Consider the following 26,451-nt stretch of genomic DNA (forward strand, 5'->3'; position numbering starts at 1 on the left):
CTGCAGACATTTAAACGGGGTTTGAAGTCTACCTGCGGGGCGCGGGCTTGTGTAGGCGGGGCCTACCTGGCTTTAACCGCACCCGTGTGCAAATCCGCCCAGATATGCCCGTTGGCATAACTGAGGAACTGCACATACACCGTGTCATTGCGCAGCAGGTCGACAATCACCCGGTATTGGGCCAAGGGGTAAGACAGCGTCAGGGTTTTGCTGGAGTCGTCATACACCGGCTTTTTCAGGCTTTTGCTTTCGGCGTCGAAATTGAGCACCACCTGGGCGATGGTCGCACCTTTGTTCAGGGACTTGCCCTTGAGACGGATCATCAGCGGCGAGGTCACCGGGATCGGCTGCTGGCTGGACTGGCGCTGGTTGCCCACCACCACCGCGTAGTCGGTGACTTGCAACAGTTGCTGCTGCTCCGGCGCTTCAGCGCGCAGGGTCAGGTCGTCCGAAGGCAGGAATTGGCTGTGCATCGGCGCAGGCGCGGCAGCCAGCGGCAAACTGAGGGTCAGCGCCAGGGCGGCGCAGGTGCGTATCAACAGGCTCATGGGCCGCTCCGGCAAGGTGGGCCCAGCACTGTAGCTCAATCGAACTGGGCAAGCATCCAGCGTTGGTACTCGGCCACACCGGCCTCGCCTTCGCGGGGCGCCCAGTCGGGCTGTTCGCCCTCGCCCACCGGACGATAAGGCCCGGCCTTGCACTCGAACATCACCGTGTCGGGCTCCAGCACCACCAGGCCATGAAACACGCCCGGCGGCAGATCGACACCGGCGCATTCACCGCCGGCCTGCATGACACGCTTGGCAACGACCTCGCCGGTTTCGTTGAAGACCAGCAAGCCCAAGCGGCCCTGCAGCACCAGCAAGGTTTCTGCCTTGTCCGCACTCAGGTGCCGATGCGGCGGTACATAAGTGTCAGGTTGCAGGCCCACCGCCAGGCGATGGCAGGGTTCTTCCATCTGGTGGAAGTTATGGTGGTGCCGGCCACGGGGGTGGGTGGCCGCTTTCTCGGCCAGTTCGGCAAACAGCGTCTGATCAAGAAAGCGGGCCATGGCTTACATCCCTTTGACGGCGAAGATGCCATTGGCGTTGCGCCAGTAGCCTTTGTAGTCCATGCCGTAACCGAAGATGTAGCGGTCGATGCACGGCAGGCCGACGTAATCGGCTTTCAGGTCCGGACGCGCCTTGCGGTCGTGGTCCTTGTCGATCAGCACGGCGGTGTGCACTTTGCGCGCGCCGGCGTGTTTGCAGAAGTCGATGATCGCGCCCAGGGTGTGACCTTCGTCGAGGATGTCGTCGATGATCAGCACGTCGCGGTCGATGAACGAGACTTCCGGCTTGGCCTTCCAGAACAAGTCGCCGCCGCTGGTTTCGTTGCGATAACGGGTGGCGTGCAGATAGGACGCTTCCAGCGGGAATTGCAGGTGGGTCAGCAATTTGCCGGCGAAGATCAGGCCACCGTTCATCACGCAGAAGACCACCGGGTTGGTGTCGGCCATTTCGCGGCTGATGTGTGCGCCGACCTTGGCGATCGCTTCTTCGACTTGCGCTTCGGTGTACAGGCAGTCAGCCTCGCGCATGATTTGACGGATATGCTCGAGATCAGCGGACATGGCGCTCTCCAAGGGGGTGCTGTGGCAAGAAAAGCGGGCGAAGGTACGCTTCTCGTGCGCTCCGAGCAAGCCTTAATGGACTAACGTACTAGATGTCTATAGGACAACACCCTCGGATAGATTAATCTAGGCCGGTTTTTTTGCCCGCCGCCGGAGCCTTTCCCATGCCCACTCGCGAGATCCGCCACCCGCTGATCCGACACAAGCTCGGCCTTATGCGCCGCGCCGACATTAGCACGAAGAACTTCCGTGAGCTTGCTCAGGAAGTCGGAGCGTTGCTCACCTACGAAGCGACCAAGGATTTACCTTTGGAGAGCTACGAAATCCCTGGTTGGGCCGGTCCCGTCCAGGTCGAGAAAATCGCCGGTAAGAAAATCACCGTGGTGCCGATCCTGCGCGCCGGTATCGGCATGCTCGAAGGCGTCCTCAGCCTGATACCGGGCGCCAAGGTCAGCGCCGTGGGCGTGGCCCGCAACGAAGAAACCTTGCAGGCCCACACCTACCTGGAAAAACTCGTCCCGGAAATCAACGAGCGCCTGGCGATGATCATCGACCCGATGCTCGCCACCGGCAGCTCCATGGTTGCCACTATCGATCTGCTGAAAAAAGCCGGCTGCAAGGACATACGCGCCATGGTGCTGGTGGCCGCGCCCGAAGGCATTGCCGCCGTCGAGAAGGCCCACCCGGATGTGCAGATCTACACCGCCTCCATCGACGAGCGCCTGAATGAACACGGCTACATCATCCCAGGCCTGGGCGATGCCGGTGACAAGATCTTCGGCACCAAGCAGAAGGACGCGTGAGCATGCGGGATGAATTCAACGACCCGCTTTGGCGCCAGATCCTGTCTGGCGCACAAATGCTCTTCGTAGCATTTGGTGCGCTGGTGTTGATGCCACTGATCACAGGTCTTGATCCAAACGTCGCACTGTTCACCGCTGGCCTGGGCACGTTGCTGTTCCAGGTGGTGACGGGGCGCCAGGTGCCGGTCTTCCTGGCATCGAGCTTTGCCTTCATTACCCCGATCATTCTCGCCAAGGGCCAGTTCGGCCTCGCGGCGACCATGGGCGGGGTGATGGCGGCGGGTTTCGTGTACACCTTCCTGGGCCTGGCGGTGAAGATCAAAGGCACCGGGTTTATCGACCGGCTGCTGCCGCCCGTGGTGATCGGGCCGGTGATCATCTCCATCGGCCTGGCCATGGCGCCGATTGCCGCGAACATGGCGATGGGTAAAGCCGGTGATGGCGCTGAGCTGATCCATTACCAGACCGCGATGATGATCTCGATGCCTGCGCTGCTGACCACCTTGATCGTGGCGGTGTTCGGCAAAGGCATTTTCCGCCTGGTGCCGATCATCTCCGGCGTGCTGGTGGGCTTCGCCATGTCGTTCTACTTTGGCGTGGTCGACACGGCGAAGATCGCGGCGGCCCCGTGGTTCGCCCTGCCCCACTTCACCGCGCCGGAATTCAACTGGCAGGCGATCCTGTTCATCGTCCCGGTGGCCCTGGCCCCGGCAATCGAACATATCGGCGGCGTGATTGCGGTGGGCAGCGTGACCGGTCGCGACTACTTGAAGAAGCCCGGCCTGCACCGCACCCTGCTGGGTGACGGCATTGCCACCACGGCTGCCGGTCTGTTCGGCGGCCCACCCAACACCACCTACGCCGAAGTGACCGGCGCGGTGATGCTGACCAAGAACTACAACCCGAAGATCATGACCTGGGCAGCGGTGTTTGCCATCAGCCTGGCGTTCATCGGCAAGTTCGGCGCGTTGCTGCAGAGCATTCCGGTGCCGGTGATGGGCGGGATTCTGTGCCTGCTGTTCGGCTCGATTGCCGCGGTGGGGATGAACACGCTGATCCGCCACAAGATCGACCTGGGCGAAGCGCGCAACCTGGTGATTGTGTCGGTGACCCTGGTGTTCGGGATTGGCGGTGTGCTGGTCGGCACCGGCACCGGCCCGGATGACTTCGGCCTCAAGGGCATCGCCCTGTGTGCGGTGGTGGCGATTGGCTTGAACCTGCTGCTGCCGGGCAATGATGGTTGGAAGAACAAGAAGTCGGATGAGCCGTTGCTCTAACCAGTACCGCGAAACCCAATGTGGGAGGGGGCTTGCCCCCTCCCACATTTTGCTCTTCAGTGTGGCTTAGAGCTCACCGAGCCCATCGATCAACGCCTGGTTCTGCTCCGGCGTACCGATGCTGATCCGCAGGAACTGGGCAATCCGCTCCTGCTTGAAGTGCCGCACGATCACCCCTTGCTCACGCAACTTGGCCGCCAGGCCCGCAGCGTCGTGCCGTAGGTGACGGGCAAAGATGAAGTTGGCTGCCGAGGGCAGCACTTCAAAGCCTTTCTCTTCCAGTTGCGCGACCAGCTTGTCGCGACTGTCGATCACCAACCGGCACGTCTTCTCGAAATACTCACGGTCCTCGAACGCCGCCGCCGCGCCAACAATCGCCAGGCGGTCCAGTGGATAGGAGTTGAAGCTGTTCTTGACCCGCTCCAGCGCCTCGATCAAGTCCGGGTGGCCCACGGCCAGGCCCACACGCAAACCGGCCAGTGAGCGCGATTTGGACAGGGTCTGGGTGACCAGCAGGTTCGGGTAGCGATCCACCAGGCTGATCGCGGTTTCACCGCCGAAGTCGATATAGGCTTCATCGACCACCACCACCGAATCCGGGCTGGCCTTGAGGATCTGCTCCACCGCGTCCAGCGCCAGCACGCAGCCGGTCGGCGCGTTCGGGTTGGGAAAAATGATCCCGCCGTTGGGCTTGGCGTAATCCGCCACGCGAATCTGGAACTGGTCATCCAGCGGCACCGGGTCGGACTTGATGCCATAAAGGCCGCAGTAAACCGGATAGAAGCTGTAGCTGATATCCGGGAACAGCAGCGGCAGGTCGTGCTGGAACAAACCGTGGAAGATGTGCGCCAGCACTTCGTCGGAACCGTTGCCGAGGAAGACTTTAGCGGCGTCGATCCCGTAATGCGTGGCCACCGCCTGTTTGAGCAGGTCGCTGTTGGGGTCCGGGTACAGGCGCAGGTTGTCATTCAACTCGGCCTGCATTGCCGCCAACGCTTTGGGCGACGGACCGTAGGGGTTTTCATTGGTATTGAGCTTGACCAGTTTGGTCAGCTTCGGTTGTTCACCGGGCACGTAAGGCACGAGGTCCTTGACGAAAGGGCTCCAGAATTTGCTCATGTCTCAGTTCCCCTTCTCTTCAAGGATGCGGTATTCGGCGCTGCGGGCGTGCGCGCTGAGGGATTCACCACGGGCCAGCACCGAGGCAGTCTTGCCCAGCTCGGAAGCGCCCTGCGGCGAGCAGAAAATGATCGACGAACGCTTCTGGAAGTCATACACCCCCAGCGGCGACGAGAAACGCGCGGTGCCGGAAGTCGGCAGCACGTGGTTCGGGCCTGCGCAGTAGTCGCCCAGGGCCTCGCTGGTGTGGCGGCCCATGAAGATCGCACCGGCGTGGCGAATCGACGGCAGCCAGGCTTGTGGGTCGGCGACGGACAACTCCAGGTGCTCCGGCGCGATGCGGTTGGCCACGTCGATGGCTTGCTCCATGTCGCGCACCAGGATCAGCGCACCACGGCCATTGATCGATTTCTCGATGATCTCGGCGCGCTCCATGGTCGGCAGCAGCTTATTGATGCTGGCCGCGACCCTGTCGAGGAACTCGGCGTCCGGACTGACCAGGATCGCCTGGGCGTCTTCGTCGTGCTCGGCCTGGGAGAACAGGTCCATGGCGATCCAGTCCGGATCGGTCTGACCGTCGCACACCACGAGGATTTCCGAAGGGCCGGCGATCATGTCGATACCGACCTGGCCGAACACATGGCGCTTGGCAGTGGCAACATAGATGTTGCCGGGGCCGACCACTTTGTCGACCTTCGGTACGCTTTCAGTGCCATAGGCCAGGGCGGCAACGGCTTGGGCACCACCGATGGTGAAAACCCGATCGACACCGGCGATGCAGGCCGCTGCCAGCACCAGCTCGTTGATTTCACCACGCGGCGTCGGCACCACCATGACCACCTCGGTCACGCCCGCCACTTTGGCCGGGATCGCGTTCATCAGCACCGATGAAGGGTACGAAGCCTTGCCACCCGGCACGTACAAACCGGCGCGGTCCAGCGGCGTGACCTTCTGGCCCAGCACAGTACCGTCGGCCTCGGTGTAGCTCCAGGAGTCCTGTTTCTGTTTTTCGTGGTAGCTGCGCACACGCGCCGCCGCCACTTCCAGGGCTTCGCGCTGCGGCGCGGTGATGCGCGTCAGGGCCAGCTCCAGGCGTTCGCGGGGCAGGATCAGGTCAGCCATGGACTTGACGTCCAGACCGTCAAACTGGCGGGTGAAGTCCACCAGCGCCGCATCACCGCGCTCGCGCACGGCCTTGATGATGTCGAGCACCCGCTGGTTGACCGAATCGTCGGACACGCTTTCCCAGCTCAGCAGATGATCCAGATGATGGGCAAAATCCGGGTCGGCAGCGTTGAGTCGGGCAATTGCAGTGGACGTGGTCATAGCGAGGGCCTCATAGGATTGGCAAAAATGCTCAGGCGCCGAAAGTTAGCAGTCGATCCGCTTGGGCACCTGAGAATTCTGGCTATGAGGCGGATAGACGGGCGCGACCCAGGGCCGCGCGGGTAGGTCAACCGCGGTGTCGCGACTCCACTGCCTTGCGCAGCGTGTCGATCAACGCCTGGATACGGGCGTGCTGCATCTTCATCGATGCCTTGTTGACGATCAGACGGGAGCTGATGTCGGCAATGAAGTCCTGCGGCTCAAGACCGTTGGCGCGCAGGGTGTTACCGGTGTCGACCACGTCGATGATCTTGTCAGCCAGGCCGATCAACGGCGCCAGCTCCATCGAGCCGTAAAGCTTGATGATGTCGACCTGGCGGCCTTGCTCGGCGTAGTAGCGCTTGGCGACGTTGACGAACTTGGTCGCCACGCGCAGGCGGCCCTTCGGCTCCACATCACCGACACGGCCGGCGGTCATCAGCTTGCACAGGGCGATACGCAGGTCCAACGGCTCGTACAGGCCCTGGCCACCATATTCCATCAGCACGTCTTTACCGGCGACGCCGAGGTCGGCCGCGCCATGTTCAACGTAGGTCGGCACGTCGGTAGCGCGCACGATCAACAGGCGCACGTCGTCCTGGGTCGTGGGGATGATCAGCTTGCGGCTCTTGTCCGGATTCTCGGTCGGCACGATGCCCGCTTCAGCCAGAAGCGGCAACGTGTCGTCAAGGATGCGGCCCTTGGACAGTGCGATGGTCAACATGGGAAACGTCAATCCTTTATCAGGCTATTGCGGTCCGGTCGCAAACGGCGCCGGACACAGATCGAGGCTATTACAGCCTCGATTTGAAACAAATCCTGTGGAGAAAGATTACCCTCCCCCACCGTTACAGCTTCCGGGACTAGCCCGGTACGCGGCGGATTTTCGCGCCGAGCATCTGCAGTTTTTCTTCAATGCACTCGTAACCACGGTCTATGTGGTAGATGCGGTCGATCAGGGTGTCGCCTTCGGCGATCAGCGCCGAGATCACCAGGCTGGCCGACGCACGCAGGTCGGTGGCCATGACTGGCGCGCCCTTGAGTTTCTCGGTGCCGGTGACGATGGCGGTGTTGCCTTCGACCTGGATCTTCGCGCCCATGCGGTGCAATTCGTACACGTGCATGAAGCGGTTTTCGAAGATGGTCTCGATCACGGCACCGGTGCCTTCGGCAATCGCGTTCAGGGAGATGAACTGCGCTTGCATATCGGTCGGGAACGCCGGGTACGGAGCGGTACGCACGTTGACGGCCTTGGGACGCTTGCCGTGCATGTTCAGCTCGATCCAGTCTTCACCGGTAGTGATTTCCGCACCGGCTTCGCGCAGCTTTTCCAGGACCGCTTCCAGGATAGTCGGATCGGTGTCCTTGACCTTGACGCGGCCACCGGTGACGGCGGCGGCAACCAGGTAGGTACCGGTCTCGATGCGGTCAGGCATTACCTTGTAGGTGGCGGTATGCAGACGCTCTACGCCATCGATGGTGATGGTGTCGGTGCCCGCACCGGAAACCTTCGCGCCCATGGCGTTCAGGAAGTTGGCCAGGTCGACCACTTCCGGCTCGCGCGCGGCGTTTTGCAGGACGCTGCGGCCTTTGGCCAGGGCAGCGGCCATCATGATGTTCTCGGTGCCGGTCACACTGACAGTATCAAAGAAGAAATTGGCGCCACGCAGGCCGCCTTCCGGCGCCTTGGCCTTGATGTAGCCGCCTTCGACGTCGATAACGGCGCCCATGGCTTCAAGGCCACGGATGTGCAGGTCAACCGGACGCGAGCCAATGGCGCAACCGCCAGGCAGGGCGACTTCGGCTTCGCCGAAACGGGCAACCATCGGGCCAAGCACCAGGATCGACGCACGCATGGTTTTCACCAGTTCGTACGGGGCTATCAGGGTCTTGATGGTGCGTGGGTCGATTTCGACGGCCAGTTTCTCGTCGATCACCGGCTCGATACCCATGCGACCGAACAACTCGATCATGGTGGTGATGTCGTGCAGGTGCGGCAGGTTGGCCACGGTCACCGGGCCATCGCACAGCAGGGTCGCTGCCAGGATCGGCAAGGCGGAGTTTTTTGCACCGGAGATGCGAATCTCGCCATCAAGGCGGGCACCGCCGGTAATAATCAATTTATCCATAAGAATCTCGACGCCTTGGGGGCTCAGGTGCGCTCGGCCCAGGCCGCGCGGCTGAAAAATTTCATAGTGACCGCATGGATGCTGCCATCGGTGATCCACGGGTTCAAATGGGCATAGATCTGCTGCTGACGCTTGACCGGGCTGAGTGCCGCCAGTTCATCGCTAATCACGTTCAGCTGGAAGTTGCAGCCTTCGCCTTCAACTTCAACGGTCGTTTCCGGCAGCTTTCCTTCAAGAAAGCTCTTAACTTCTAGGGCCTGCATGCTCAACCTCTATCGGCGCCCAGTGCGCGCGGGTCGCACATCATACAAAAAAGCCCCGCGCCTGCGAACCCCGCATAGCAGGACTCTGACGGGGGGCTTCTTTAATAATGTGTATTAAGGATGCGCCAGCAGCTCGGTCAGACCGGAAACTTCGGCGATTTCGCGCATGTCTTCGGGCAATGCCCGGATGCTGACCGGCTTCCTGGCCGCCTCAGCATCACGCATGAAGCACAGCAGCAGCGACAAGCCGACGCTGCTGGACTTGGTCACGGCAGAACAATCCAGCACCAACGCGGGCGCAGTGCTGGTCTTGATCAGCGCCTGACCCTGCTTGCGCAGCTCAGGCCCGGTGCGGTAATCCAGCACGCCGCTGAGGAACAACTCACCGGCGTCGCCAAGACGAACAGCCGACTCGGTCATTGCACAGGCTTCCCGGCTTCTTTATCGGATGTTTCCTTGGCTTTGGCGACTTCACCGGCCCAACCGTTGATGGTTTTGTCCAGGTCGTTGCCATTACGCTGCATCGCATCAGCGAACTGATCACGGAACAGCTTGCCGATGTTGATACCGTTGATGATCACGTTGCGCAGCTTCCACTCGCCGTTGACCTTCTCGAGCGTGTATTGCACAGGGTAGACGGCACCGTTGTTGCCCTTGACGCTCATGTTGACGCTGGTGCGATTACCCGACTCGTCCCCGGCGGGAGCAACGGTAATGCCCTGGTTGTTGTACTCGAGCAGCGCGTTGCCATAGAACTGGAACAGGCCTTTCTTGAAGTTTTCCTGGAAGGTCTGCATCTGCGCAGGCGTCGCCTTGCGCGAATACTTGACCGTCATGATGCTGCGGGAAATGCCTTCGGCATCGACCACCGGGCCGACAATGGCGTTGAGCGCATCGTAAAACTTGCTCGGATCTTGCTTGTACTGCTCTTTATTGGCAGTGAGGTCAGCCAGCATTTTGTTGGTCGTGTCTTGCACCAGATCGTGCGCAGAACCTGCCGCGTTAGCTATCAGCGGCAGCGCTGCCAACAGCACCAGCAGGCCACGTCGCAAGGTAGAGATCATGAACAGATTCCTCATTTGGCGTCTTTATTGACCGTATTAAGCAGGAATTTACCGATCAGGTCCTCAAGCACCAGCGACGACTGTGTGTCGTGGATTGTCGAGCCATCCTTGAGCAGGGCTGTTTCCCCACCCACGCTGATACCGATGTATTTCTCGCCCAGCAGACCCGCAGTGAGAATAGATGCAGTGGAGTCTGTCGGCAGATTATCTACCTTCTTGTCCAGTTGCATCGTCACTCGGCCGGTGAAGCTGTCGCGATCCAGATCGATTGCCGTGACCTTGCCGATGGTCACACCGGCCATGGTCACTTTAGCTCTGACAGTCAAACCGGCGATATTGTCGAAGTATGCGTAAAGTTTATAAGTGTCGGCAGTGGGGCTGGCCGACAGGCCGCTGACGCGCAGGGCCAACAAGAGTAAAGCCAGGATGCCAGCCAGCAAGAAAAGGCCGACACCGATTTCCACAGTGCGGTTTTGCATCAGAAATCTCCAAACATCAAGGCGGTCAAAATGAAGTCAAGGCCCAGTACCGCCAGCGAGGCGTACACAACGGTCTTGGTGGTGGCGCGACTGATCCCTTCTGATGTGGGCTCACAGTCATAGCCTTGGAATACGGCGATCCAGGTGACAACAAAGGCGAACACGATGCTCTTTATGATGCCGTTGAGCACGTCGCCAGTGAACGTCACGCTGTTCTGCATGTTGGCCCAGTAGGAGCCGTCGTAGACGCCCAGCCAGTCCACCGCCACCCACGAACCACCCCAGATCCCGACCACGCTGAAGATCATCGCCAGCAGTGGCAGGGAAATGAAGCCGGCCCACAGGCGTGGGGCAACAATGTACTTGAGCGGGTCCACGCCGATCATTTCCAGGCTGGACAGCTGTTCGGTGGACTTCATGTTGCCGATTTCGGCGGTCAGCGCGGAGCCCGCGCGCCCGGCGAACAGCAGGGCGGTCACCACCGGCCCCAGTTCACGCAACAGCGTCAGGGCGACCATCTGCCCCACCGCCTGCTCCGAACCATAGCTGGACAGGATATTGAAGCCCTGCAACGCCAGCACCATGCCAATGAACACCCCGGAGACCACGATGATCACCAGGGACATCACGCCCACCGAATGCAACTGCTTGACCAGCAGGCCAAAGCCGCCGCCAATGCCGCCACGGCCGAGCAATGCGTGGAACAGGAAAATCGTCGAACGGCCCAGCACTTCGACGATGTCGATGCCCGAGCGACCGAAAAGGCGAACCTTCTCGATAAGAGATGTCTTGCGCATCAGCGCTTCCCCAGAAGATCTGAGCGGTAATCCGCCGCCGGAAAGTGAAAAGGCACCGGGCCATCAGGATCGCCGGTCATGAATTGGCGAATGCGCGGGTTGTCGGCGTTCATCAGCTCTTCGGGCGTGCCCTGCCCCAGCACCTGGCCATCGCCCACTACATAGAGGTAATCGGCAATGCTCGCGGTTTCTGCAAGATCGTGGGAGACCACGATGCTGGTGATGCCCAGTGCATCGTTGAGCAGACGGATCAGACGCACCAGCACGCCCATGGCGATGGGGTCCTGGCCGACGAAGGGCTCGTCGTACATGAGAATCTGCGGGTCGAGGGCGATGGCACGCGCCAGCGCCACACGGCGCTTCATCCCACCAGACAATTCATCGGGCATCAGGTCGATGGCGCCGCGAAGGCCTACGGCCTGCAGTTTCAGCAACACAATGTCACGAATCATCTCATCGGACAGCTGGGTATGCACCCGCAGCGGAAAGGCCACGTTCTCGAAAACATCAAGATCGGTGAACAGCGCACCGCTCTGGAACAGCACACCCATGTGCTTGCGTGCATCGAACAGATCGCTGCGCGACAGCGTCGGCAGGTTCTGGCCGTTGACCCACACTTCTCCCGCACTGGGGCGCAATTGCATGCCCATCAGGCGCAGCAGCGTGGTCTTGCCGCAACCGGAAGGCCCCATGATGCCCGTGACCTTGCCGCGCGGAATGCGGATATCGACGTTATTGAAGATGCTGCGCGTCCCGCGCTTGAAGGTCAGTCCCTTCAGCTCGACCGCGTAGGCGTTATCGGCACTCATCTAAACTCCTTGGGATGCAGCCTCTCACTCAGACACCACGCTTGCGACAAACGTTTGCAACCTTTGTGCAATAGTTGGCCACGTGGGCTGGGCGGACCGAACTGGCGGCGAACTATATCACTGCTGGTACAAGGCGCCCAAGGCCGGAACAGTGCTTGTTCAGATTGGGGACAGGGAAAAATCGTTGCTGGGGTTGAATCTCAAGCACATTGCGAACAAACCCTGACGAACTTGCGTGAGGGAATTGATCATTACCGCTATAATCGCCGACTTTTCGTCAGGCTATACGATTTCAGACATGAGCCAATCCAGCGACCTTATTCAATCCGCACAACGCACCATCCGCCTCGAGCTTGAAGCCGTAGAAGGCTTGCTGACGCATATTGACGCGGATTTCGTACGCGCCTGCGAGATGATTCTGGCCAGCAAGGGCCGCGTCGTGGTGGTCGGCATGGGCAAGTCGGGCCACGTCGGCAACAAGATCGCCGCCACCCTGGCCAGCACCGGAACCACCGCGTTTTTCGTGCACCCGGCCGAAGCCAGCCACGGCGACATGGGCATGATCACCAAGGATGACATCATCCTTGCCCTGTCCAACTCCGGCACGACCAACGAAATCGTGACCCTGTTGCCGCTGATCAAACGCCTGGGCATCAAGATGATCAGCATCACCGGCAACCCGGAGTCGACGCTGGCCAAGGCCGCCGAAGTGAACCTGAACGTCCACGTGGACCACGAGGCCTGCCCGCTGAACCTGGCACCCACCTCCTCCACCACCGCGGCACTGGTCATGGGCGATGCCTTGTCCGTAGCACTGCTGGAAGCCCGGGGGTTTACCGCTGAAGACTTCGCGTTTTCCCATCCAGGCGGCGCCCTGGGCCGCCGCCTGCTGCTGAAAGTGGAAAACGTCATGCACTCGGGCGATGAATTGCCTCACGTCCAGCGCGGCACCCTGCTGAAAGACGCGCTGATGGAAATGACCCGCAAGGGCCTGGGCATGACCGTGATCCTCGAGGCCGATGGCCGCCTGGCCGGGGTCTTCACCGACGGCGACCTGCGCCGTACCCTGGACCGCACGATTGATATCCACACCGCCACCATCGACGCGGTAATGACACCCCACGGCAAGACCGCGCGCCCCGAGATGCTGGCAGCCGAAGCCTTGAAGATCATGGAAGACCACAAGATCGGCGCGCTGGTGGTGGTTGATGGCGACGACCGCCCGATTGGCGCCCTGAACATGCACGACTTGCTGCGTGCAGGAGTGATGTAGATGACCAGCGACCTGTTGCAACGCGGCAAAAATATCAAACTCGCGATTTTCGACGTTGACGGTGTGCTGACCGACGGCCGCCTGTACTTTCTCGAAGACGGCAGCGAATTCAAGACATTCAACACGCTGGACGGCCAGGGCATCAAAATGTTGATGGCGGCGGGCGTGCAAACGGCAATTATCAGCGGCCGGAAAACGCCCGTTGTGGAACGGCGTGCACAAAACCTGGGGATTCCTCACCTGTATCAGGGCCGCGAGGATAAACTGGTGGTTCTGGACGAGCTTCTTGGCCAACTCAACCTAAGCTATGAGCAGGTCGCCTACTTGGGTGACGACCTGCCAGACCTGCCGGTGATTCGCCGAGTAGGCCTGGGCATGGCCGTCGCCAATGCGGCGGCGTTTGTTCGCGAACACGCCCATGGCATCACCAGCGCCCGCGGCGGCGAAGGTGCCGCCCGCGAGTTCTGCGAGCTGATCCTGCGTGCCCAGGGCAGCCTTGAAGCGGCCCACGCCGCCTACTTATAGAGCGTTTTATGCCGAGCAAAAAGATTCGCAACTTCCTGTTATTCGGGGTCATCGCCGCGCTGTTCCTGGCGGTGGGCTACTGGAATATCAGCCCGGAGCGCTTTCTCGACCAGCCTGCTGCGCAGGTTGACGAGGGCGCTATCGACTATTACGCCATCAATGCCAAAAGCGTGCAGTTCCTGCCTGACGGCAAGGTGCAATACGAGATGACCTCGGACAAGGTCGAGCATGTGAAGGCCACCGAAGTCACCCTGCTGACCAACCCGGACATGAACATTTACCGCGGTACCGAGTTCCCATGGCACGTCACCAGCAAGCGTGGCGAGGTCAACCCGGACGGTACCGAGGTGGAACTGATCGACTCGGTGCGCATTGCGCGCACTGACGATAAAAGCCGTGAGACCGTGATTACCAGCAGTCGCATGACCGTATTCCCGCAGAAGCAATATGCGCAGACCGAGCAAGACGTTAGAATCGACGGCGCTGGCGGTGTATCGACTGGCAAGGGAATGAAAGCGTATTTGAAAGAAAGCAGGATACACCTGCTATCGAACGTAAGAGGACAGTATGAGGCTCGTTAAAACTCTCCCTATTTTGCTCGGCCTGGGCGCAGCACTGGGAAGCGTGAGCGCCTGGGCTCTGCCGAACGATAGCCAGCAGCCGATCCACATTTCAGCTGACGATGCGCAACTGGATGACAAGCAAGGCGTGGCCACCTACACCGGCGGCGTGATCATCACGCAGGGTTCGATGAAAATCACCGGCAATACCGTGACGCTTACGCGCACCAAGACCGGCGATATCGATGTCGTGACCTCGGTCGGCAACCTGGCTTACTTCGAACAGAAGCAGTCCGCGACCGATACCGGACCGATGAAGGGCTACGGCAAGACCATCCAGTACCATGCCCAGCAGAACCGCATCGTCCTGATCGACCAGGCCAAGGTGCTCAGCCCCGATGGCAACTCCACGGAAGGTGAGAAGATCACCTATGACACCGTGAAACAGATTGCAAACGCCGGTCGTGCCAATGGCAACAAGGTCACCGCGCCTCGTCCACGCATCGACATGGTTATCCAGCCGAAGAAGAAGGCCGAGTAATGGCAACCCTGAAAGCCCAGCATCTGGCCAAGGCCTATAAAAGCCGTCAGGTCGTGCGCGACGTCAGCCTGTCGATCGACAGCGGCCAGATCGTCGGCTTGCTCGGCCCTAACGGCGCCGGCAAGACCACTTGCTTCTACATGATCGTCGGCCTGGTCCAGGCGGACCAGGGGCGCGTGCTGATCGATGACCTGGACGTGAGCCACCAGCCAATGCACGGCCGCGCCCGTGCCGGTATCGGCTATCTTCCACAGGAAGCGTCGATCTTCCGCAAACTGTCGGTGTCGGACAATATCATGGCGATCCTCGAGACCCGCAAGGAACTCGACCGTGACGGCCGTCGCAAGGAGCTGGAAAGCCTGCTGCAGGAGTTCCACATCAACCATATCCGCGACAACCTCGGCATGAGCCTGTCCGGTGGTGAGCGTCGCCGCGTGGAAATCGCCCGCGCCCTGGCCACTGCACCCAAGTTCATCCTGCTGGACGAGCCGTTTGCCGGCGTCGACCCGATCTCGGTCGGCGACATCAAGCAGATCATCCATCACCTCAAGGCCAAGGGCATCGGCGTGCTGATCACCGACCACAACGTCCGTGAGACGCTCGACATCTGCGAAACCGCCTATATCGTCAATGACGGCCAGCTGATTGCCGAAGGTGATTCCGCCACAATCCTGGCCAATGAACTGGTCAAGGAAGTGTATCTGGGTCACGAGTTCCGCCTGTAAACACCGTGGTGTCACGGCGTTCGCCAAGGTGCGCGGGAGTCAATGAAAACCTCCGGATTTTTATTGTTACCGCGCTCTAGGCAAAGCACCCGACATCAGGCATATAATTTGCTTATGTTTGGCGCTCACGCGCCCTGTCGTGGATGGCGCATTGCGCCGGCGAATAAGGTGTTAAGCCCCTGCCATGAAACCATCGCTAGTCCTGAGAATGGGCCAGCAGCTGACGATGACACCGCAGCTGCAACAGGCCATCCGCCTGCTCCAATTGTCGACCCTGGACCTGCAACAGGAAATCCAGGAGGCCCTGGAGTCCAATCCGATGCTCGAACGCCAGGAAGAAGGCGACGACTTCGATAATGCAGACCCGCTGGCCGATAACATCGAGCAAAAACCCAATTCCGACGTGCAGGAACCCTCCTACCAGGAAACCGCCCCCACGGTGGACAACCTTGAGGAAGGCGAATGGAACGAACGCATTCCCAACGAGCTTCCGGTCGACACCGCCTGGGAAGATGTCTACCAGACCAGCGCCAGCAGCCTGCCCAGCAACGACGATGACGAGTGGGATTTCACCACCCGCACCTCTGCCGGCGAGAGCCTGCAGAGCCATCTGCTATGGCAACTGAACCTGGCACCGATGTCGGACACCGATCGCCTGATCGCCGTAACCCTGATCGACTGCATCAACAATCAGGGTTATCTAGACGAGACGCTCGAAGAAATTCTTGAAGCCTTCGACCCCGAACTGGATATCGAACTGGACGAGATCGAAGCCGTCCTGCACCGCATCCAGCAGTTCGAGCCTGCCGGTATCGGCGCGCGCACCCTCAGCGAATGCCTGCTGCTGCAATTGCGCCAGCTGCCGGCCAAGACCCCATGGCTCGCCGAGGCCCAGCGCCTGGTCACCGACTACATCGACCTGCTGGGCAGCCGCGACTACAGCCAGTTGATGCGCCGCATGAAGCTCAAGGAAGACGACCTGCGCCAGGTCATCGAGCTGGTACAGAGCCTCAACCCGCGCCCTGGCTCGCAAATCGAGTCCAGCGAAGCCGAGTACGTGGTTCCCGACGTGATCGTGCGCAAGGACAACGAGCGATGGCTGGTGGAACTGAACCAGGAGTCGGTGCCACGCCTGAGGGTCAACCCGCAATATGCCGGTTTCGTCCGCCGCGCCGACACCAGCGCCGATAACACCTTCATGCGCAACCAGTTGCAGGAAGCCCGCTGGTTCATCAAGAGCCTGCAAAGCCGCAACGAAACCCTGATGAAAGTCGCCACCCAGATCGTCGAGCACCAGCGCGGCTTCCTGGAATACGGCGACGAGGCGATGAAGCCGCTGGTACTGCATGACATCGCCGAAGCGGTGGGCATGCATGAGTCGACCATTTCACGCGTGACCACGCAGAAATTCATGCATACCCCACGGGGTATTTATGAACTGAAATACTTTTTCTCCAGCCACGTCAGCACCTCCGAAGGCGGTGAATGCTCGTCCACGGCGATCCGCGCGATCATCAAAAAACTGGTTGCCGCGGAAAATCAGAAAAAGCCATTGAGTGACAGTAAGATCGCTGGTTTACTGGAGGCACAAGGCATTCAGGTCGCCCGTCGAACCGTCGCCAAGTACCGCGAGTCCCTCGGGATCGCGCCTTCCAGCGAGCGTAAGCGTTTGATGTGACGGGCGGGCCACAGCGTTCCAGTGGCAGGCGCCTTTGCCTGCCGCTTTATGCACTGGCAACGAAGGAGAAGCTGTATGCAAGTCAACATCAGTGGACACCAACTGGAAGTGACCAAGCCCCTGCGTGAGTACACCGAAAGCAAGTTGAACAAGCTTGCAGGGCATTTTGACAAGATTACCAACGTGCAGGTCATCATGGAGGTCGATAAGCTCAAGCAGAAAATCGAGGCCACCCTGCACGTACCGAATGCCAAGCTCGTCGCCAATGCGGAACATGAAGACATGTACGCGGCGATCGACTCGCTCTACGACAAGCTGGACCGCCAACTCATAAAGCATAAGGAAAAGAATCTGCACCTGATGCAAGGTACAGGTCGTTAACTCTCCCCCCATGATCCGACTTGAAACCATCCTGACCCCCGGCCGTTCCCTCGTGAACGTGCCGGGCGGCAGTAAAAAGAAAGCCCTCGAACAAATTGCCAACCTGATCGCGCGCGAAGTGCCGGATCTGGAGATGCAGGATGTCTTCGATGCGCTGATTGCCCGTGAAAAACTCGGTTCCACGGGTTTTGGCAACGGCATCGCCATTCCTCACTGTCGCCTCAAAGGCTGCGAAACACCTGTCAGTGCCCTGCTGCACCTGGAAGCCCCCATCGATTTCGACGCCATCGACGGTGCGCCGGTAGACCTGCTGTTCGTCCTGCTGGTCCCGCAAGCCGCTACCGATGCGCACCTGGAACTGCTCCGGCAGATCGCCAGCATGCTCGACCGCAAGGAAGTACGCGACAAACTGCGTAGCGCCAGCAGCAATGAGGCGTTGTACCAGGTTGTCCTGGATGAACAGAGCGGGCAGTAACCATGCGCTTGATCATCGTCAGCGGCCGCTCCGGCTCGGGTAAAAGCACCGCCCTCAACGTTCTTGAGGACAACGGGTTCTATTGCATCGACAACCTGCCCGCCGGCCTGCTGCCAGAGTTGGCGGAACGCGCCTTGATCCATACCGAACTGGCCCAACCGCTGGTCGCCGTTTCGATTGATGCCCGTAACCTGCCCAGCCACCTCGAGCGATTCCCGCAATTGCTCGAGGAAGTGCGGGGCAAGCACATTCATTGCGACGTGCTGTACCTGGACGCCGACGAAGAGACCCTGCTCAAACGCTTCTCCGAGACCCGCCGGCGCCACCCCCTCAGCAGTCCCCATCGCTCTCTGGCCGAAGCCATCGAAGACGAAACCAAGCTGCTGGGACCGATCATTGACCTCGCCGACCTCAAGATAAACACCACCAGCCTCAACCTGTACCAGTTGCGCGATGCCATCAAGCTGCGCCTGCTGAACCAGCCGGAGCCGGGCACGGCATTCCTCGTGGAGTCGTTCGGGTTCAAGCGCGGCATGCCGGTCGACGCCGACCTGGTGTTCGATGTGCGCTGCCTGCCTAACCCGTACTGGAAACCGGAGCTGCGTGACCAGTCCGGGCTGGATCAGCCCGTGGCCGACTACCTGGCGGCACAACCGGATGTGGAGGAGATGTTCCAGGATATTTCCACCTACTTGCTCAAATGGCTGCCACGCTTTGCTGCAAGCAACCGCGCCTATGTCACCATTGCCATCGGCTGCACTGGCGGCCATCACCGCTCCGTCTACCTGACCGAGCGCTTGGGCCAGGTGCTGCAACAAACCCTAAAGAACGTCCAGGTCCGCCACCGCGACCTTAGCTGAAAGGAACACCCCCGCGATGCCCGCTCTGGAAATTGAAATCATCAACAAGCTGGGCTTGCACGCCCGCGCCTCGGCCAAGTTCGTGGGCGTAGCAGGGCAGTTCCCCTGCCAGATCCGCGCCGGGCGTACACCGGAATCCATGGTCGACGGCAAGAGCATCATGGCCATGATGATGCTTGCGGCCGGCAAGGGCACCCGGATTCACTTGAAGACGGAAGGCGAGCAGGAAGACGAAGCAATGGCCGCGCTGGTGGCGCTGATCAACAATTACTTCGACGAAGGTGAATAACCCTCTGTAGAAGCGAGCTTGCTCGCTCCTACAGTAGACTTTACCTACCCCAAAGCGGTGTCCATCACCATCATCAAGCAAAAACCGATGCACAGGCCCAGGCTGGCGAGTTTTTCGTGACCATTGCGTCGCGATTCGGGGATGACTTCGTGGGTCACCACCAACAGCATCGCGCCAGCAGCCAGGGCCAACCCCAAAGGCAACAACACTTCGGCCAGGCTGACCAGCCAGGCGCAGAGCACAGCGAATACGGGCTCCACCAGACCTGATGCAGCGCCGATCAGGAACGCCTTGACCCGCGACATTCCCGCCCCGGCCAACACCAACGCAATCACCAGTCCTTCGGGCACGTCCTGCAACGCGATCCCCATGGCCAGGCTGTCGGCATCCGGCATGCCACCACCGGCGGAAACGCCTACCGCCATGCCTTCGGGGATGTTGTGGGCGATGATGGCAAACACGAATAACCAGATACGCGGTGGAATTACCGGCTTGTCCGGCGTGCCCACCAGCATTTCCGGACTCGCCCCGGAGACCTTACGGTCAACCAAGTACAACCCGAATGCCCCCAGCATGATGCCAAAGCTGATCAAACCACTGGCACCCCACGGCGAGAGCCCCAGGCTTTCAGCCGCGGCAATGCCCGGGACGATCAGCGAAAACGCCGTCGCCGCCAGCATCACCCCCGCACCAAAACCCAGCAGCGTATCGCTCAGCGCCACCGGCATGCGTCGGATCACCAGTACCGGGACCGCGCCCAGCGCCGTCCCCAGGGCGCAAATGGAGCCGCCTTGCAGGGCGCGCAGGATACGCGGTTCCAGGTTCAGCCAGGCCAGCCCGTGGGCCACCAGCAATGCAGTACCTGCCAATAGCAGCAGCGAGCCAAACGCATAACGAAACATTCGTCCGCTGCTGATCGCCAGTGTGTCAGTCCCCATAGTCGGCCTTAGATCTTGTCGAGGGTGGTTTTCAGGCCAAAGCGGCCTGATAGCGGGCGGCAACTTCTGGCCAGTTGATAACACTGTAGAAGGCATTGATGTATTCGGGGCGGCGGTTCTGGTACAGCAGGTAGTAGGCATGCTCCCAGACGTCCAGACCGAGGATCGGTGTATTGCCGTTCATCAATGGACTGTCTTGATTACCACTGCTCTCCACCACCAGAGTCTTTTGCGGGGTGACGCTCAGCCAGGCCCAACCGCTTCCGAAGCGCGTCAACGCGGCTTTGGTGAAGGCTTCCTTGAAACCCTCAAAACCACCCAACTGTTCGTCGAGGGCTTTGCCCAACGCACCTTCGGGCTTGCCACCGCCTTTGGGCGACATCACCGCCCAGAACAACGAGTGGTTGGCATGGCCGCCGCCTTGATTGATCACCGCTGCGCGCAGTTTTTCCGGCAGTTGCTGCACGCTGGACACCAGTTTCTCGACCGGCCAGCCCGCAAACTCGGTGCCTTCGACCGCTGCGTTGAGGTTATTGATGTAAGTCTGGTGGTGCTTGGTGTAGTGAATCTCCATGGTTTGCGCATCGATATGCGGTTCCAGGGCGTCATACGCGTAAGGCAAGGCAGGCAAGGTGTAAGTCATTTCAATGTGCTCCGTAGTGGGGCGTGGCGGGCTGCGCCGCAGTACCGCCCAGCAAGCGATGGGTGCGAGGGTATTCGCCGTGATCGCTGATGAAATTCAACAGTTCGACATAGGTTTTGCTGCTCTGGCGCAGCGCCGCTTCCCGCAACTGCGGGCTCAGGCGCGGGTCCTGCATGGTCTGCAACAGACGCTGGTGGATAGCGCAAAGGTATTCCGCGCTTTCTTCCGGCTGGTTCAGCCGCAGGTGCAGGTCGGCCAGGTTGTGATGGGAAATGACGCAAGCCGCCACTGCTTCGTCGGCATCTGCCCAGCGCTCGAACAGCACTTGGGCCAGGGCCAGGGCTTGCAAGTAAGCCTCGCGAGCGTCAACCAATTCACCCGCCATAAAGCAGCGATTGGCCCGTTCGATCGTGCGTTTCCAGTGCTCCATGGTGAGCCTCCAAAGCAGAGTCGGTGATTACACGCCGCCGGCCGTGAGCTTTTCCGGATCCAGCAGGATTTCCAGTTGGCTGCGCGGCAAGTCGGTGTGCTCAAGGGCGACATCAATCACCGGACGGCCCTGCTGATAGGCCTTCTTGGCGATTTCAGCGGCCTTTTGGTAACCGATGATCGGGTTGAGTGCGGTGACCAGGATCGGGTTGCGCGACAGCGCTTCCTTGAGCTTGGCCTCATTGACCTTGAAGCTGGCAATGGCCTTGTCTGCCAGCAAACGACTGGAGTTGGCCAGCAACTCGAGGCTGCTGAGCAGGTTATTGGCGATGATCGGCAGCATCACGTTCAGTTCGAAGTTGCCCGACTGGCCGGCGACCGTGATGACCGTGTCGTTGCCGATGACTTGTGCGGCCACCATCGCGGTGGCTTCAGGGATCACCGGGTTGACCTTGCCGGGCATGATCGACGAACCAGGCTGCAGGCCTTCCAGCTCGATTTCCCCCAGGCCTGCGAGTGGGCCGGAGTTCATCCAGCGCAGGTCGTTGGCGATTTTCATCAGCGACACGGCGGTGGCTTTCAACTGCCCGGACACAGCGACGGCGGTGTCCTGGGAGCCAATCAGGGCGAAAAGGTTCTTGCCCGGGGTGAATTTCACACCGGTCAGGCTGCTCAATTGCTGACTGAAACGCACCGCGAATTCCGGGTGTGCGTTGATTCCGGTGCCGACCGCAGTACCGCCCTGAGCCAACGCTTGCAAACTCGGCAGAAGGTCCTGCAAATGCCCGATATTGGCCTTGAGCTGCTGCGCCCAACCGTTGAGCACCTGGCTCATGCGCACCGGCATGGCGTCCATCAAGTGAGTGCGGCCAGTCTTGATGAACGGGTGAACCTCTTGCGCCTTCTGCTCGATCACCTGCACCAGATGCAACAGTGCGGGCAGTGTTTGCTCATGCAGCACCAGCGCGGCGCTGACGTGGATCGTGGTCGGAATGATGTCGTTGCTGCTTTGGCCGCAGTTCACGTGGTCATTTGGGTTGACCGGCTCACCCAGCAAGCGGCTGGCAAGGGTTGCAATCACTTCGTTGGCGTTCATGTTGGAGCTGGTGCCGGAGCCGGTCTGGAAGATGTCCACCGGGAAGTGCTGCATGAAGTCGCCTTCCAGTAAGCCTTGGGCGGCATCGACGATGGCCTTGCCCTGCCCTTCGCTGATCTGCTTGAGGTCAACGTTAACCTTGGCAGCAGCTGCCTTTGCCAGGATCAGAGCGCGAATGAATTGCGCGGGCATACGTTGATGACTGATTGGGAAGTTGTTCACCGCGCGCTGGGTTTGTGCGCCATACAAGGCTTCGGCAGGCACCTGCAGTTCGCCCATGCTGTCGCGTTCGATACGGGTGTTACTCATCGTTAGATCCTTGCACCAGGTCAGAAACAGAAATGGAAGGCAGCAATTCGCAGGTCGCCAATTGCCAGGCAAAGGTCTGCCAGCGCTTGAGGCTGCAGGCACAGTGGGAGAGTTTTTCCAGGTCGCGCAGCGGGCGCCAGGCCTGGTCCAGGCACAGGGAACGCCAATGCCACGGCAGTGCGATATCGCTGGCAGTGTCGAGCAACAGGCGGAATGAGGTTTCAGCGATCGTCCACGGATGGGTCGCGGTGCAGCACGCCAGGTATCGACCCTCATTGAGGTAGTGTTCGATCAGGCGCGGCTCGTTGGGGTCTAGGCCGCAACGAATCTGGCGACTCATCCAGCGCCAGCTCTCCAGGTAAGGATCCTCATGCAGGACAGAACTCATGATCCACGCTCACTCGGTAATGATATTTATTATTAAATGATATTGAGAATCAAAACAAGAGTAACAGGATAATCCTCCTGACACGCAGCCACAAAAAAGGCGCGCCATCTATAAAGATGGCGCGCCTTCTTGTTGAAGCGCGTCTGAAGGATCAGCTGCCAGCGACGGTCATCCGCTCGATCAACACCGAACCCGTACGGATATTGCTACGCAACTCCAAGTCGTTTCCGACAGCGACGATCTGCTTGAACATATCGCGCATGTTGCCGGCAATCGTCACCTCTTGAACGGCAAACTGAATCTCGCCGTTTTCCACCCAGAAACCCGCTGCACCACGGGAGTAGTCGCCCGTAACCATATTCAGGCCATGGCCCATCAACTCGGTCACCAGCAGGCCACGCCCCATGCGCCGCAGCAACGCCGCCTGGTCTTCATCACCATGAGTAACGAACAAGTTGTGCACGCCACCGGAGTTTGCTGTGCTTGGCAGGCCCAATTTACGACCGGCGTAAGTACCCAATACGTAGGACACCAATTCCCCGTTCTCGACAAACGGCTTGGCATACGTGGCCAGACCATCACCGTCGAACGCCGAACTGCCCATGGCGCGCATCAGGTGCGGACGCTCATCGATGGTCAGCCATTCGGGGAACAGCTTCTGGCCGATCGCACCTTCAAGGAACGACGACTTGCGGTACAGGTTGCCGCCGGAAATCGCCCCCAGGAAACTGCCGAACAAGCCGCCGGCCAACTCCGCCGAAAACAACACCGGCACCTCGCAGGTTGGCACCGGGCGCGCGCCCAGGCGGCTCGCCGCACGCTGTGCAGCGCGCTGGCCAATGCTGACCGGGTCGGCCAGCAAATCGCCCTGGCGGTTCACGTCATACCAGTAATCGCGCTGCATCTGGCCGTTGGCCTCGGCGATCATCACGCAGCTCAGGCTATGGCGAGTGGACGCATAACCACCGATGAAACCATGGCTGTTGCCATATACGCGGCAGCCCTGATGAGTACTCAACGTGGTGCCATCAGCGTTCTTGATGCGGGCATCGGCGTCGAACGCGGCGGCTTCGCAGGTCAGCGCCTGCTCGATGGCCTGCTCCGGCGTGATATCCCAGGCATGGAACAGATCGAAGTCCTTCAGCTCCTTGGCCATCAGCGCCTTGTCGGCCAGGCCCGAGCTTTCATCCTCGGACGTGTGCTTGGCAATCGCCAGCGCAGCGGCGACTGTCTCGCGAATCGCTTCCGAGCCACTGGCCGAGGTACTGGCCGAACCTTTGCGCTGCCCCACATACAAAGTGATGCCAAAGCCCTGGTCACGATTGAACTCGACAGTTTCCACTTCCCGCTGGCGCACCGACGTCGACAGCCCCTGCTCCAGCGACACCGACACCTCACAGGCACTGGCCCCCTGGCGCTTGGCCTCGGCAAGGATCTGCTCGACTTGTTCCTGCAGTGCCGGTAACGCTTGCGGACCGACGCTTTGGGCTGCACTCATGGTTTTCTCCACTCAAATTCTGCTTTCGGTTAAGGCCATCGAGCGACCGGGCCGGACAAGCGGCCCCCGACTGGTTATCATGGCGGCGTTTCTTTGCGGACTGCCACCATGGTTGATTCTTACGACGACTCCCTCGATGGGGAGAAAAGCAAAACCCAGGTTAAACGCGAGCTGCATGCGCTGGTTGACCTCGGCGAGCGCCTTACAACGCTCAAAAAAGATTTGATTGCAAAACTGCCACTGACCGACGAAATGCGCCGGGCCCTGGCCGATGCGCCCAAGCACACCGCGAATATCGCGCGCAAACGGCACATCATGTTTATCGGCAAGCTGATGCGCGACCAGGACATCGACGCCATTCTGACTTTGCTCGATCAAACCGATGCCTCCACTCGCCAGTACAACGAACGCTTCCATAACCTGGAACGTTGGCGTGACCGCCTGATCTCGGGCGATGACGCGGTGCTGGAGAAATTCGTGCTGGACTACCCGGACGCGGACCGCCAGCAACTGCGCTCCCTGATCCGTCAGGCCCAGCACGAGCTGGCGCATAACAAGGCGCCGGCCACCAGCCGTAAAATCTTCAAGTACATCCGTGAGCTGGACGAGACTCAACGCGGCCTGCGTTGATGCCCTTCCCCGGGTGGCGGCCTTCGCCACCCGAAGCTCCACCGCTTAAGACCCCGTGCCACCCACGGTGATCGCATCAATCTTCAGCGTTGGCTGGCCGACACCGACCGGTACCGACTGCCCATCTTTCCCGCATGTGCCCACGCCGCTGTCCAGCGACAGGTCGTTACCGACCATCGACACCTTGCTCATGGCTTCCGGACCGTTACCGATCAAGGTTGCGCCTTTGACCGGCGCGGTGATCTTGCCGTCTTCGATCAGGTAAGCCTCGCTGGTGGAGAACACGAACTTGCCGCTGGTGATATCCACCTGACCACCCCCGAGGTTGGCGCAGTAGATGCCGCGCTTCACCGAGGCGATGATTTCAGCCGGATCGCTTTCGCCACCCAGCATGTAGGTGTTGGTCATGCGCGGCATCGGCAGGTGCGCATAGGATTCACGACGACCATTACCGGTACGCGCCACGCCCATCAGGCGGGCGTTGAGCTTGTCTTGCATGTAGCCCTTGAGCACACCGTTTTCGATCAGGGTGGTGCACTCGGTCGGCGTGCCTTCGTCGTCGACGCTCAGCGAGCCACGGCGCCCGGCCAGGGTGCCGTCATCCACGATGGTGCAGAGCCTGGACGCAACCATCTCGCCCATGCGCCCGCTGTAGGCCGAACTGCCCTTGCGGTTGAAGTCACCTTCCAGGCCGTGGCCGACTGCTTCGTGCAGCAACACGCCGGACCAACCCGAGCCCAGTACCACCGGCAATGTACCTGCCGGTGCCGGGATGGCTTCCAGGTTGACCAGCGCCTGGCGCAGCGCTTCACGGGCATAGCCCATGGCACGGTCGTCGGTGAGGAAATAACGATAGTCGGTACGCCCGCCGCCGCCATGGCCGCCGCGCTCGCGGCGGCCGTTCTGCTCGACGATCACACTCACGTTGAAGCGCACCAGCGGCCGCACATCCGCCGCCAGGCCGCCATCGGTGGACGCCACCAGGATGCGCTCCCACACGCCGGCCATGCTCACGGTGACCTGCTGGATACGCGGGTCCAATGCACGGGTCGCGGCATCGACACGCTTGAGCAAGTCGACTTTCTCGGCACGGGTCATCACTTCCAACGGGTTTTCCGGCCCGTACAACTGGGTCACATCCTGGGTGCTGAACGCCTGCACCGTGCCGTTTTGCCCGGCACGGGAGATCGAGCGTGCGGCACGTGCGGCCAGGCCCAAAGCCTCCAGGGTGATCGCATTGCTGTAGGCAAAACCGGTTTTCTCACCGGACTGCGCCCGCACGCCCACACCCTGGTCAAGGTTGAAACTGCCTTCCTTGACGATGCCGTCTTCCAACGCCCAGGACTCGGAAATCTGCCCCTGGAAATACAGGTCGGCCGCGTCGATGCCCGGCCCGGCAAGATCGCCCAGCACGGTTTGCAAGCTTTCGATGGTCACGCCACCGGGTGCCAGGAGGTGTTCACTGACTGAGGACAACAACTCGCTCATAGGTATGG

33 protein-coding genes are annotated in these 26,451 nt (G+C 60.4%); 13 read left to right on the plus strand and 20 right to left on the minus strand.

Annotated elements, in window-relative coordinates:
* Nucleotides 1–62: 62 nt before the first annotated feature.
* Genes BM110_RS04060 through BM110_RS04070 form a run of 3 tightly spaced genes read right to left on the minus strand, consistent with a single transcriptional unit; the run spans nucleotide 63 to nucleotide 1,612 of the window.
* A complete protein-coding gene (locus BM110_RS04060) occupies nucleotides 63–548 on the minus strand; it encodes a hypothetical protein (protein ID WP_071491159.1) in 486 nt (161 codons plus the stop codon).
* Nucleotides 549–583: 35 nt separating this feature from the next.
* Complete coding sequence (locus BM110_RS04065; protein WP_092240756.1) at nucleotides 584–1,051, minus strand: WbuC family cupin fold metalloprotein; 468 nt, start codon at nucleotides 1,049–1,051, stop codon at nucleotides 584–586.
* Nucleotides 1,052–1,054: 3 nt separating this feature from the next.
* The gene (locus tag BM110_RS04070) at nucleotides 1,055–1,612 is read right to left on the minus strand and encodes a hypoxanthine-guanine phosphoribosyltransferase (RefSeq protein ID WP_058422982.1); all 558 of its coding nucleotides are present in this window, start codon (nucleotides 1,610–1,612) and stop codon (nucleotides 1,055–1,057) included.
* Nucleotides 1,613–1,776: 164 nt separating this feature from the next.
* On the opposite strand from BM110_RS04070, the gene upp reads away from it, so the two are divergent.
* Both upp and BM110_RS04080 read left to right on the plus strand, forming a co-directional pair.
* The gene (upp, locus tag BM110_RS04075; protein WP_024073483.1) at nucleotides 1,777–2,415 is read left to right on the plus strand and encodes a uracil phosphoribosyltransferase; all 639 of its coding nucleotides are present in this window, start codon (nucleotides 1,777–1,779) and stop codon (nucleotides 2,413–2,415) included.
* Between the two features lie 2 nt (nucleotides 2,416–2,417).
* Entirely contained in the window at nucleotides 2,418–3,692 is a 1,275-nt protein-coding gene (locus BM110_RS04080; protein ID WP_093512472.1) for a uracil-xanthine permease family protein, read from the plus strand.
* 66 nt (nucleotides 3,693–3,758) lie between these two features.
* On the opposite strand, the gene hisC is transcribed toward BM110_RS04080, so the two are convergent.
* From hisC to BM110_RS04130, 10 genes are all read right to left on the minus strand, one after another.
* On the minus strand, nucleotides 3,759–4,811 hold the full coding sequence (gene hisC, locus BM110_RS04085) for a histidinol-phosphate transaminase (protein WP_093512474.1): 1,053 nt from the start codon (nucleotides 4,809–4,811) through the stop codon (nucleotides 3,759–3,761).
* A gap of 3 nt (nucleotides 4,812–4,814) precedes the next feature.
* Entirely contained in the window at nucleotides 4,815–6,137 is a 1,323-nt protein-coding gene (gene hisD / locus BM110_RS04090; RefSeq protein WP_092240750.1) for a histidinol dehydrogenase, read from the minus strand.
* A 127-nt stretch (nucleotides 6,138–6,264) separates the two neighbouring features.
* A complete protein-coding gene (gene hisG, locus BM110_RS04095; RefSeq protein WP_003188599.1) occupies nucleotides 6,265–6,900 on the minus strand; it encodes an ATP phosphoribosyltransferase in 636 nt (211 codons plus the stop codon).
* A 139-nt stretch (nucleotides 6,901–7,039) separates the two neighbouring features.
* Nucleotides 7,040–8,305, minus strand: a complete 1,266-nt coding sequence (gene murA, locus BM110_RS04100) for a UDP-N-acetylglucosamine 1-carboxyvinyltransferase (protein WP_010213103.1) — start codon at nucleotides 8,303–8,305, stop codon at nucleotides 7,040–7,042.
* A gap of 23 nt (nucleotides 8,306–8,328) precedes the next feature.
* Nucleotides 8,329–8,568, minus strand: a complete 240-nt coding sequence (locus tag BM110_RS04105; RefSeq protein ID WP_003188597.1) for a BolA family protein — start codon at nucleotides 8,566–8,568, stop codon at nucleotides 8,329–8,331.
* A 114-nt stretch (nucleotides 8,569–8,682) separates the two neighbouring features.
* The gene (locus BM110_RS04110; RefSeq protein WP_071491154.1) at nucleotides 8,683–8,988 is read right to left on the minus strand and encodes an STAS domain-containing protein; all 306 of its coding nucleotides are present in this window, start codon (nucleotides 8,986–8,988) and stop codon (nucleotides 8,683–8,685) included.
* Nucleotides 8,985–9,632: an MlaC/ttg2D family ABC transporter substrate-binding protein gene (locus BM110_RS04115; RefSeq protein ID WP_092240748.1), complete on the minus strand. Its 648-nt coding sequence runs from the start codon at nucleotides 9,630–9,632 to the stop codon at nucleotides 8,985–8,987. Before BM110_RS04115 ends, BM110_RS04110 begins: the two co-directional genes overlap by 4 nt.
* A gap of 11 nt (nucleotides 9,633–9,643) precedes the next feature.
* A complete protein-coding gene (mlaD, locus tag BM110_RS04120) occupies nucleotides 9,644–10,111 on the minus strand; it encodes an outer membrane lipid asymmetry maintenance protein MlaD (RefSeq protein ID WP_017845975.1) in 468 nt (155 codons plus the stop codon).
* Nucleotides 10,111–10,908 (minus strand): lipid asymmetry maintenance ABC transporter permease subunit MlaE, encoded by a 798-nt coding sequence (gene mlaE / locus BM110_RS04125; protein ID WP_003188592.1) that lies wholly within the window; start codon nucleotides 10,906–10,908, stop codon nucleotides 10,111–10,113. Before mlaE ends, mlaD begins: the two co-directional genes overlap by 1 nt.
* Nucleotides 10,908–11,717, minus strand: a complete 810-nt coding sequence (locus BM110_RS04130; protein WP_003171811.1) for an ATP-binding cassette domain-containing protein — start codon at nucleotides 11,715–11,717, stop codon at nucleotides 10,908–10,910. The genes mlaE and BM110_RS04130 overlap by 1 nt, the downstream gene beginning before the upstream one ends.
* A gap of 298 nt (nucleotides 11,718–12,015) precedes the next feature.
* On the opposite strand from BM110_RS04130, the gene BM110_RS04135 reads away from it, so the two are divergent.
* The 10 genes from BM110_RS04135 (at nucleotide 12,016) to BM110_RS04180 (ending at nucleotide 19,024) form a co-directional block, all read left to right on the plus strand.
* A complete protein-coding gene (locus BM110_RS04135) occupies nucleotides 12,016–12,990 on the plus strand; it encodes a KpsF/GutQ family sugar-phosphate isomerase (protein ID WP_092240746.1) in 975 nt (324 codons plus the stop codon).
* Nucleotides 12,991–13,515: a KdsC family phosphatase gene (locus tag BM110_RS04140; RefSeq protein ID WP_058414321.1), complete on the plus strand. Its 525-nt coding sequence runs from the start codon at nucleotides 12,991–12,993 to the stop codon at nucleotides 13,513–13,515.
* 8 nt (nucleotides 13,516–13,523) lie between these two features.
* The gene (gene lptC / locus BM110_RS04145; protein ID WP_071491151.1) at nucleotides 13,524–14,096 is read left to right on the plus strand and encodes an LPS export ABC transporter periplasmic protein LptC; all 573 of its coding nucleotides are present in this window, start codon (nucleotides 13,524–13,526) and stop codon (nucleotides 14,094–14,096) included.
* A complete protein-coding gene (lptA, locus tag BM110_RS04150) occupies nucleotides 14,083–14,616 on the plus strand; it encodes a lipopolysaccharide transport periplasmic protein LptA (RefSeq protein WP_032893554.1) in 534 nt (177 codons plus the stop codon). Before lptC ends, lptA begins: the two co-directional genes overlap by 14 nt.
* Complete coding sequence (lptB, locus tag BM110_RS04155; protein ID WP_016974288.1) at nucleotides 14,616–15,341, plus strand: LPS export ABC transporter ATP-binding protein; 726 nt, start codon at nucleotides 14,616–14,618, stop codon at nucleotides 15,339–15,341. The genes lptA and lptB overlap by 1 nt, the downstream gene beginning before the upstream one ends.
* A gap of 184 nt (nucleotides 15,342–15,525) precedes the next feature.
* Nucleotides 15,526–17,019, plus strand: a complete 1,494-nt coding sequence (locus BM110_RS04160) for an RNA polymerase factor sigma-54 (protein ID WP_016974289.1) — start codon at nucleotides 15,526–15,528, stop codon at nucleotides 17,017–17,019.
* Between the two features lie 75 nt (nucleotides 17,020–17,094).
* On the plus strand, nucleotides 17,095–17,400 hold the full coding sequence (hpf, locus tag BM110_RS04165; RefSeq protein ID WP_003171804.1) for a ribosome hibernation-promoting factor, HPF/YfiA family: 306 nt from the start codon (nucleotides 17,095–17,097) through the stop codon (nucleotides 17,398–17,400).
* A 10-nt stretch (nucleotides 17,401–17,410) separates the two neighbouring features.
* Nucleotides 17,411–17,875, plus strand: coding sequence for a PTS IIA-like nitrogen regulatory protein PtsN (gene ptsN / locus BM110_RS04170; RefSeq protein WP_038851044.1), 465 nt, complete (start codon nucleotides 17,411–17,413; stop codon nucleotides 17,873–17,875).
* Nucleotides 17,876–17,877: 2 nt separating this feature from the next.
* Nucleotides 17,878–18,735 carry an RNase adapter RapZ gene (rapZ, locus tag BM110_RS04175; RefSeq protein WP_058422992.1) on the plus strand — a complete coding sequence of 286 codons (858 nt, stop codon included), beginning with the start codon at nucleotides 17,878–17,880 and terminating at the stop codon, nucleotides 18,733–18,735.
* Nucleotides 18,736–18,751: 16 nt separating this feature from the next.
* A complete protein-coding gene (locus BM110_RS04180) occupies nucleotides 18,752–19,024 on the plus strand; it encodes an HPr family phosphocarrier protein (RefSeq protein WP_058422993.1) in 273 nt (90 codons plus the stop codon).
* Nucleotides 19,025–19,068: 44 nt separating this feature from the next.
* Here the strand turns inward: BM110_RS04180 and BM110_RS04185 are convergent, their stop codons facing one another.
* The 6 genes from BM110_RS04185 to pmbA all read right to left on the minus strand — a co-directional run bounded on the left by BM110_RS04185 (nucleotide 19,069) and on the right by pmbA (nucleotide 24,325).
* Nucleotides 19,069–19,962: a ZIP family metal transporter gene (locus BM110_RS04185; RefSeq protein WP_071491150.1), complete on the minus strand. Its 894-nt coding sequence runs from the start codon at nucleotides 19,960–19,962 to the stop codon at nucleotides 19,069–19,071.
* A 31-nt stretch (nucleotides 19,963–19,993) separates the two neighbouring features.
* The gene (locus tag BM110_RS04190; protein ID WP_093512477.1) at nucleotides 19,994–20,605 is read right to left on the minus strand and encodes a superoxide dismutase; all 612 of its coding nucleotides are present in this window, start codon (nucleotides 20,603–20,605) and stop codon (nucleotides 19,994–19,996) included.
* 1 nt (nucleotide 20,606) lies between these two features.
* Entirely contained in the window at nucleotides 20,607–21,035 is a 429-nt protein-coding gene (locus tag BM110_RS04195; RefSeq protein WP_092240737.1) for a hypothetical protein, read from the minus strand.
* A 27-nt stretch (nucleotides 21,036–21,062) separates the two neighbouring features.
* Entirely contained in the window at nucleotides 21,063–22,439 is a 1,377-nt protein-coding gene (locus BM110_RS04200) for a class II fumarate hydratase (RefSeq protein ID WP_093512480.1), read from the minus strand.
* Nucleotides 22,432–22,827 carry a FagA protein gene (locus BM110_RS04205; RefSeq protein WP_093512482.1) on the minus strand — a complete coding sequence of 132 codons (396 nt, stop codon included), beginning with the start codon at nucleotides 22,825–22,827 and terminating at the stop codon, nucleotides 22,432–22,434. Before BM110_RS04205 ends, BM110_RS04200 begins: the two co-directional genes overlap by 8 nt.
* A 151-nt stretch (nucleotides 22,828–22,978) precedes the next feature.
* Nucleotides 22,979–24,325: a metalloprotease PmbA gene (gene pmbA / locus BM110_RS04210; RefSeq protein ID WP_093512484.1), complete on the minus strand. Its 1,347-nt coding sequence runs from the start codon at nucleotides 24,323–24,325 to the stop codon at nucleotides 22,979–22,981.
* A gap of 108 nt (nucleotides 24,326–24,433) precedes the next feature.
* On the opposite strand from pmbA, the gene yjgA reads away from it, so the two are divergent.
* On the plus strand, nucleotides 24,434–24,955 hold the full coding sequence (yjgA, locus tag BM110_RS04215; protein WP_058423000.1) for a ribosome biogenesis factor YjgA: 522 nt from the start codon (nucleotides 24,434–24,436) through the stop codon (nucleotides 24,953–24,955).
* A gap of 45 nt (nucleotides 24,956–25,000) precedes the next feature.
* Here yjgA and tldD read toward each other — a convergent pair whose 3' ends face one another.
* Nucleotides 25,001–26,443 carry a metalloprotease TldD gene (tldD, locus tag BM110_RS04220; protein ID WP_092240731.1) on the minus strand — a complete coding sequence of 481 codons (1,443 nt, stop codon included), beginning with the start codon at nucleotides 26,441–26,443 and terminating at the stop codon, nucleotides 25,001–25,003.
* Between the last annotated feature and the right edge of the window lie 8 nt (nucleotides 26,444–26,451).

The sequence above is a fragment of the Pseudomonas sp. NFPP28 genome, assembly GCF_900115535.1.
In the GTDB taxonomy this organism is placed as follows: Bacteria; Pseudomonadota; Gammaproteobacteria; order Pseudomonadales; family Pseudomonadaceae; genus Aquipseudomonas; species Aquipseudomonas extremorientalis.

Coding starts and splice junctions, on each gene's coding strand:
- BM110_RS04060 (WP_071491159.1), bottom strand. CDS start 548: ATGAGCCTGTTGATACGCACCTGCGCCGCCCTGGCGCTGACCCTCAGT.
- BM110_RS04065 (WP_092240756.1), bottom strand. CDS start 1,051: ATGGCCCGCTTTCTTGATCAGACGCTGTTTGCCGAACTGGCCGAGAAA.
- BM110_RS04070 (WP_058422982.1), bottom strand. CDS start 1,612: ATGTCCGCTGATCTCGAGCATATCCGTCAAATCATGCGCGAGGCTGAC.
- upp (WP_024073483.1), top strand. CDS start 1,777: ATGCCCACTCGCGAGATCCGCCACCCGCTGATCCGACACAAGCTCGGC.
- BM110_RS04080 (WP_093512472.1), top strand. CDS start 2,418: ATGCGGGATGAATTCAACGACCCGCTTTGGCGCCAGATCCTGTCTGGC.
- hisC (WP_093512474.1), bottom strand. CDS start 4,811: ATGAGCAAATTCTGGAGCCCTTTCGTCAAGGACCTCGTGCCTTACGTG.
- hisD (WP_092240750.1), bottom strand. CDS start 6,137: ATGACCACGTCCACTGCAATTGCCCGACTCAACGCTGCCGACCCGGAT.
- hisG (WP_003188599.1), bottom strand. CDS start 6,900: ATGTTGACCATCGCACTGTCCAAGGGCCGCATCCTTGACGACACGTTG.
- murA (WP_010213103.1), bottom strand. CDS start 8,305: ATGGATAAATTGATTATTACCGGCGGTGCCCGCCTTGATGGCGAGATT.
- BM110_RS04105 (WP_003188597.1), bottom strand. CDS start 8,568: ATGCAGGCCCTAGAAGTTAAGAGCTTTCTTGAAGGAAAGCTGCCGGAA.
- BM110_RS04110 (WP_071491154.1), bottom strand. CDS start 8,988: ATGACCGAGTCGGCTGTTCGTCTTGGCGACGCCGGTGAGTTGTTCCTC.
- BM110_RS04115 (WP_092240748.1), bottom strand. CDS start 9,632: ATGATCTCTACCTTGCGACGTGGCCTGCTGGTGCTGTTGGCAGCGCTG.
- mlaD (WP_017845975.1), bottom strand. CDS start 10,111: ATGCAAAACCGCACTGTGGAAATCGGTGTCGGCCTTTTCTTGCTGGCT.
- mlaE (WP_003188592.1), bottom strand. CDS start 10,908: ATGCGCAAGACATCTCTTATCGAGAAGGTTCGCCTTTTCGGTCGCTCG.
- BM110_RS04130 (WP_003171811.1), bottom strand. CDS start 11,717: ATGAGTGCCGATAACGCCTACGCGGTCGAGCTGAAGGGACTGACCTTC.
- BM110_RS04135 (WP_092240746.1), top strand. CDS start 12,016: ATGAGCCAATCCAGCGACCTTATTCAATCCGCACAACGCACCATCCGC.
- BM110_RS04140 (WP_058414321.1), top strand. CDS start 12,991: ATGACCAGCGACCTGTTGCAACGCGGCAAAAATATCAAACTCGCGATT.
- lptC (WP_071491151.1), top strand. CDS start 13,524: ATGCCGAGCAAAAAGATTCGCAACTTCCTGTTATTCGGGGTCATCGCC.
- lptA (WP_032893554.1), top strand. CDS start 14,083: ATGAGGCTCGTTAAAACTCTCCCTATTTTGCTCGGCCTGGGCGCAGCA.
- lptB (WP_016974288.1), top strand. CDS start 14,616: ATGGCAACCCTGAAAGCCCAGCATCTGGCCAAGGCCTATAAAAGCCGT.
- BM110_RS04160 (WP_016974289.1), top strand. CDS start 15,526: ATGAAACCATCGCTAGTCCTGAGAATGGGCCAGCAGCTGACGATGACA.
- hpf (WP_003171804.1), top strand. CDS start 17,095: ATGCAAGTCAACATCAGTGGACACCAACTGGAAGTGACCAAGCCCCTG.
- ptsN (WP_038851044.1), top strand. CDS start 17,411: ATGATCCGACTTGAAACCATCCTGACCCCCGGCCGTTCCCTCGTGAAC.
- rapZ (WP_058422992.1), top strand. CDS start 17,878: ATGCGCTTGATCATCGTCAGCGGCCGCTCCGGCTCGGGTAAAAGCACC.
- BM110_RS04180 (WP_058422993.1), top strand. CDS start 18,752: ATGCCCGCTCTGGAAATTGAAATCATCAACAAGCTGGGCTTGCACGCC.
- BM110_RS04185 (WP_071491150.1), bottom strand. CDS start 19,962: ATGGGGACTGACACACTGGCGATCAGCAGCGGACGAATGTTTCGTTAT.
- BM110_RS04190 (WP_093512477.1), bottom strand. CDS start 20,605: ATGACTTACACCTTGCCTGCCTTGCCTTACGCGTATGACGCCCTGGAA.
- BM110_RS04195 (WP_092240737.1), bottom strand. CDS start 21,035: ATGGAGCACTGGAAACGCACGATCGAACGGGCCAATCGCTGCTTTATG.
- BM110_RS04200 (WP_093512480.1), bottom strand. CDS start 22,439: ATGAGTAACACCCGTATCGAACGCGACAGCATGGGCGAACTGCAGGTG.
- BM110_RS04205 (WP_093512482.1), bottom strand. CDS start 22,827: ATGAGTTCTGTCCTGCATGAGGATCCTTACCTGGAGAGCTGGCGCTGG.
- pmbA (WP_093512484.1), bottom strand. CDS start 24,325: ATGAGTGCAGCCCAAAGCGTCGGTCCGCAAGCGTTACCGGCACTGCAG.
- yjgA (WP_058423000.1), top strand. CDS start 24,434: ATGGTTGATTCTTACGACGACTCCCTCGATGGGGAGAAAAGCAAAACC.
- tldD (WP_092240731.1), bottom strand. CDS start 26,443: ATGAGCGAGTTGTTGTCCTCAGTCAGTGAACACCTCCTGGCACCCGGT.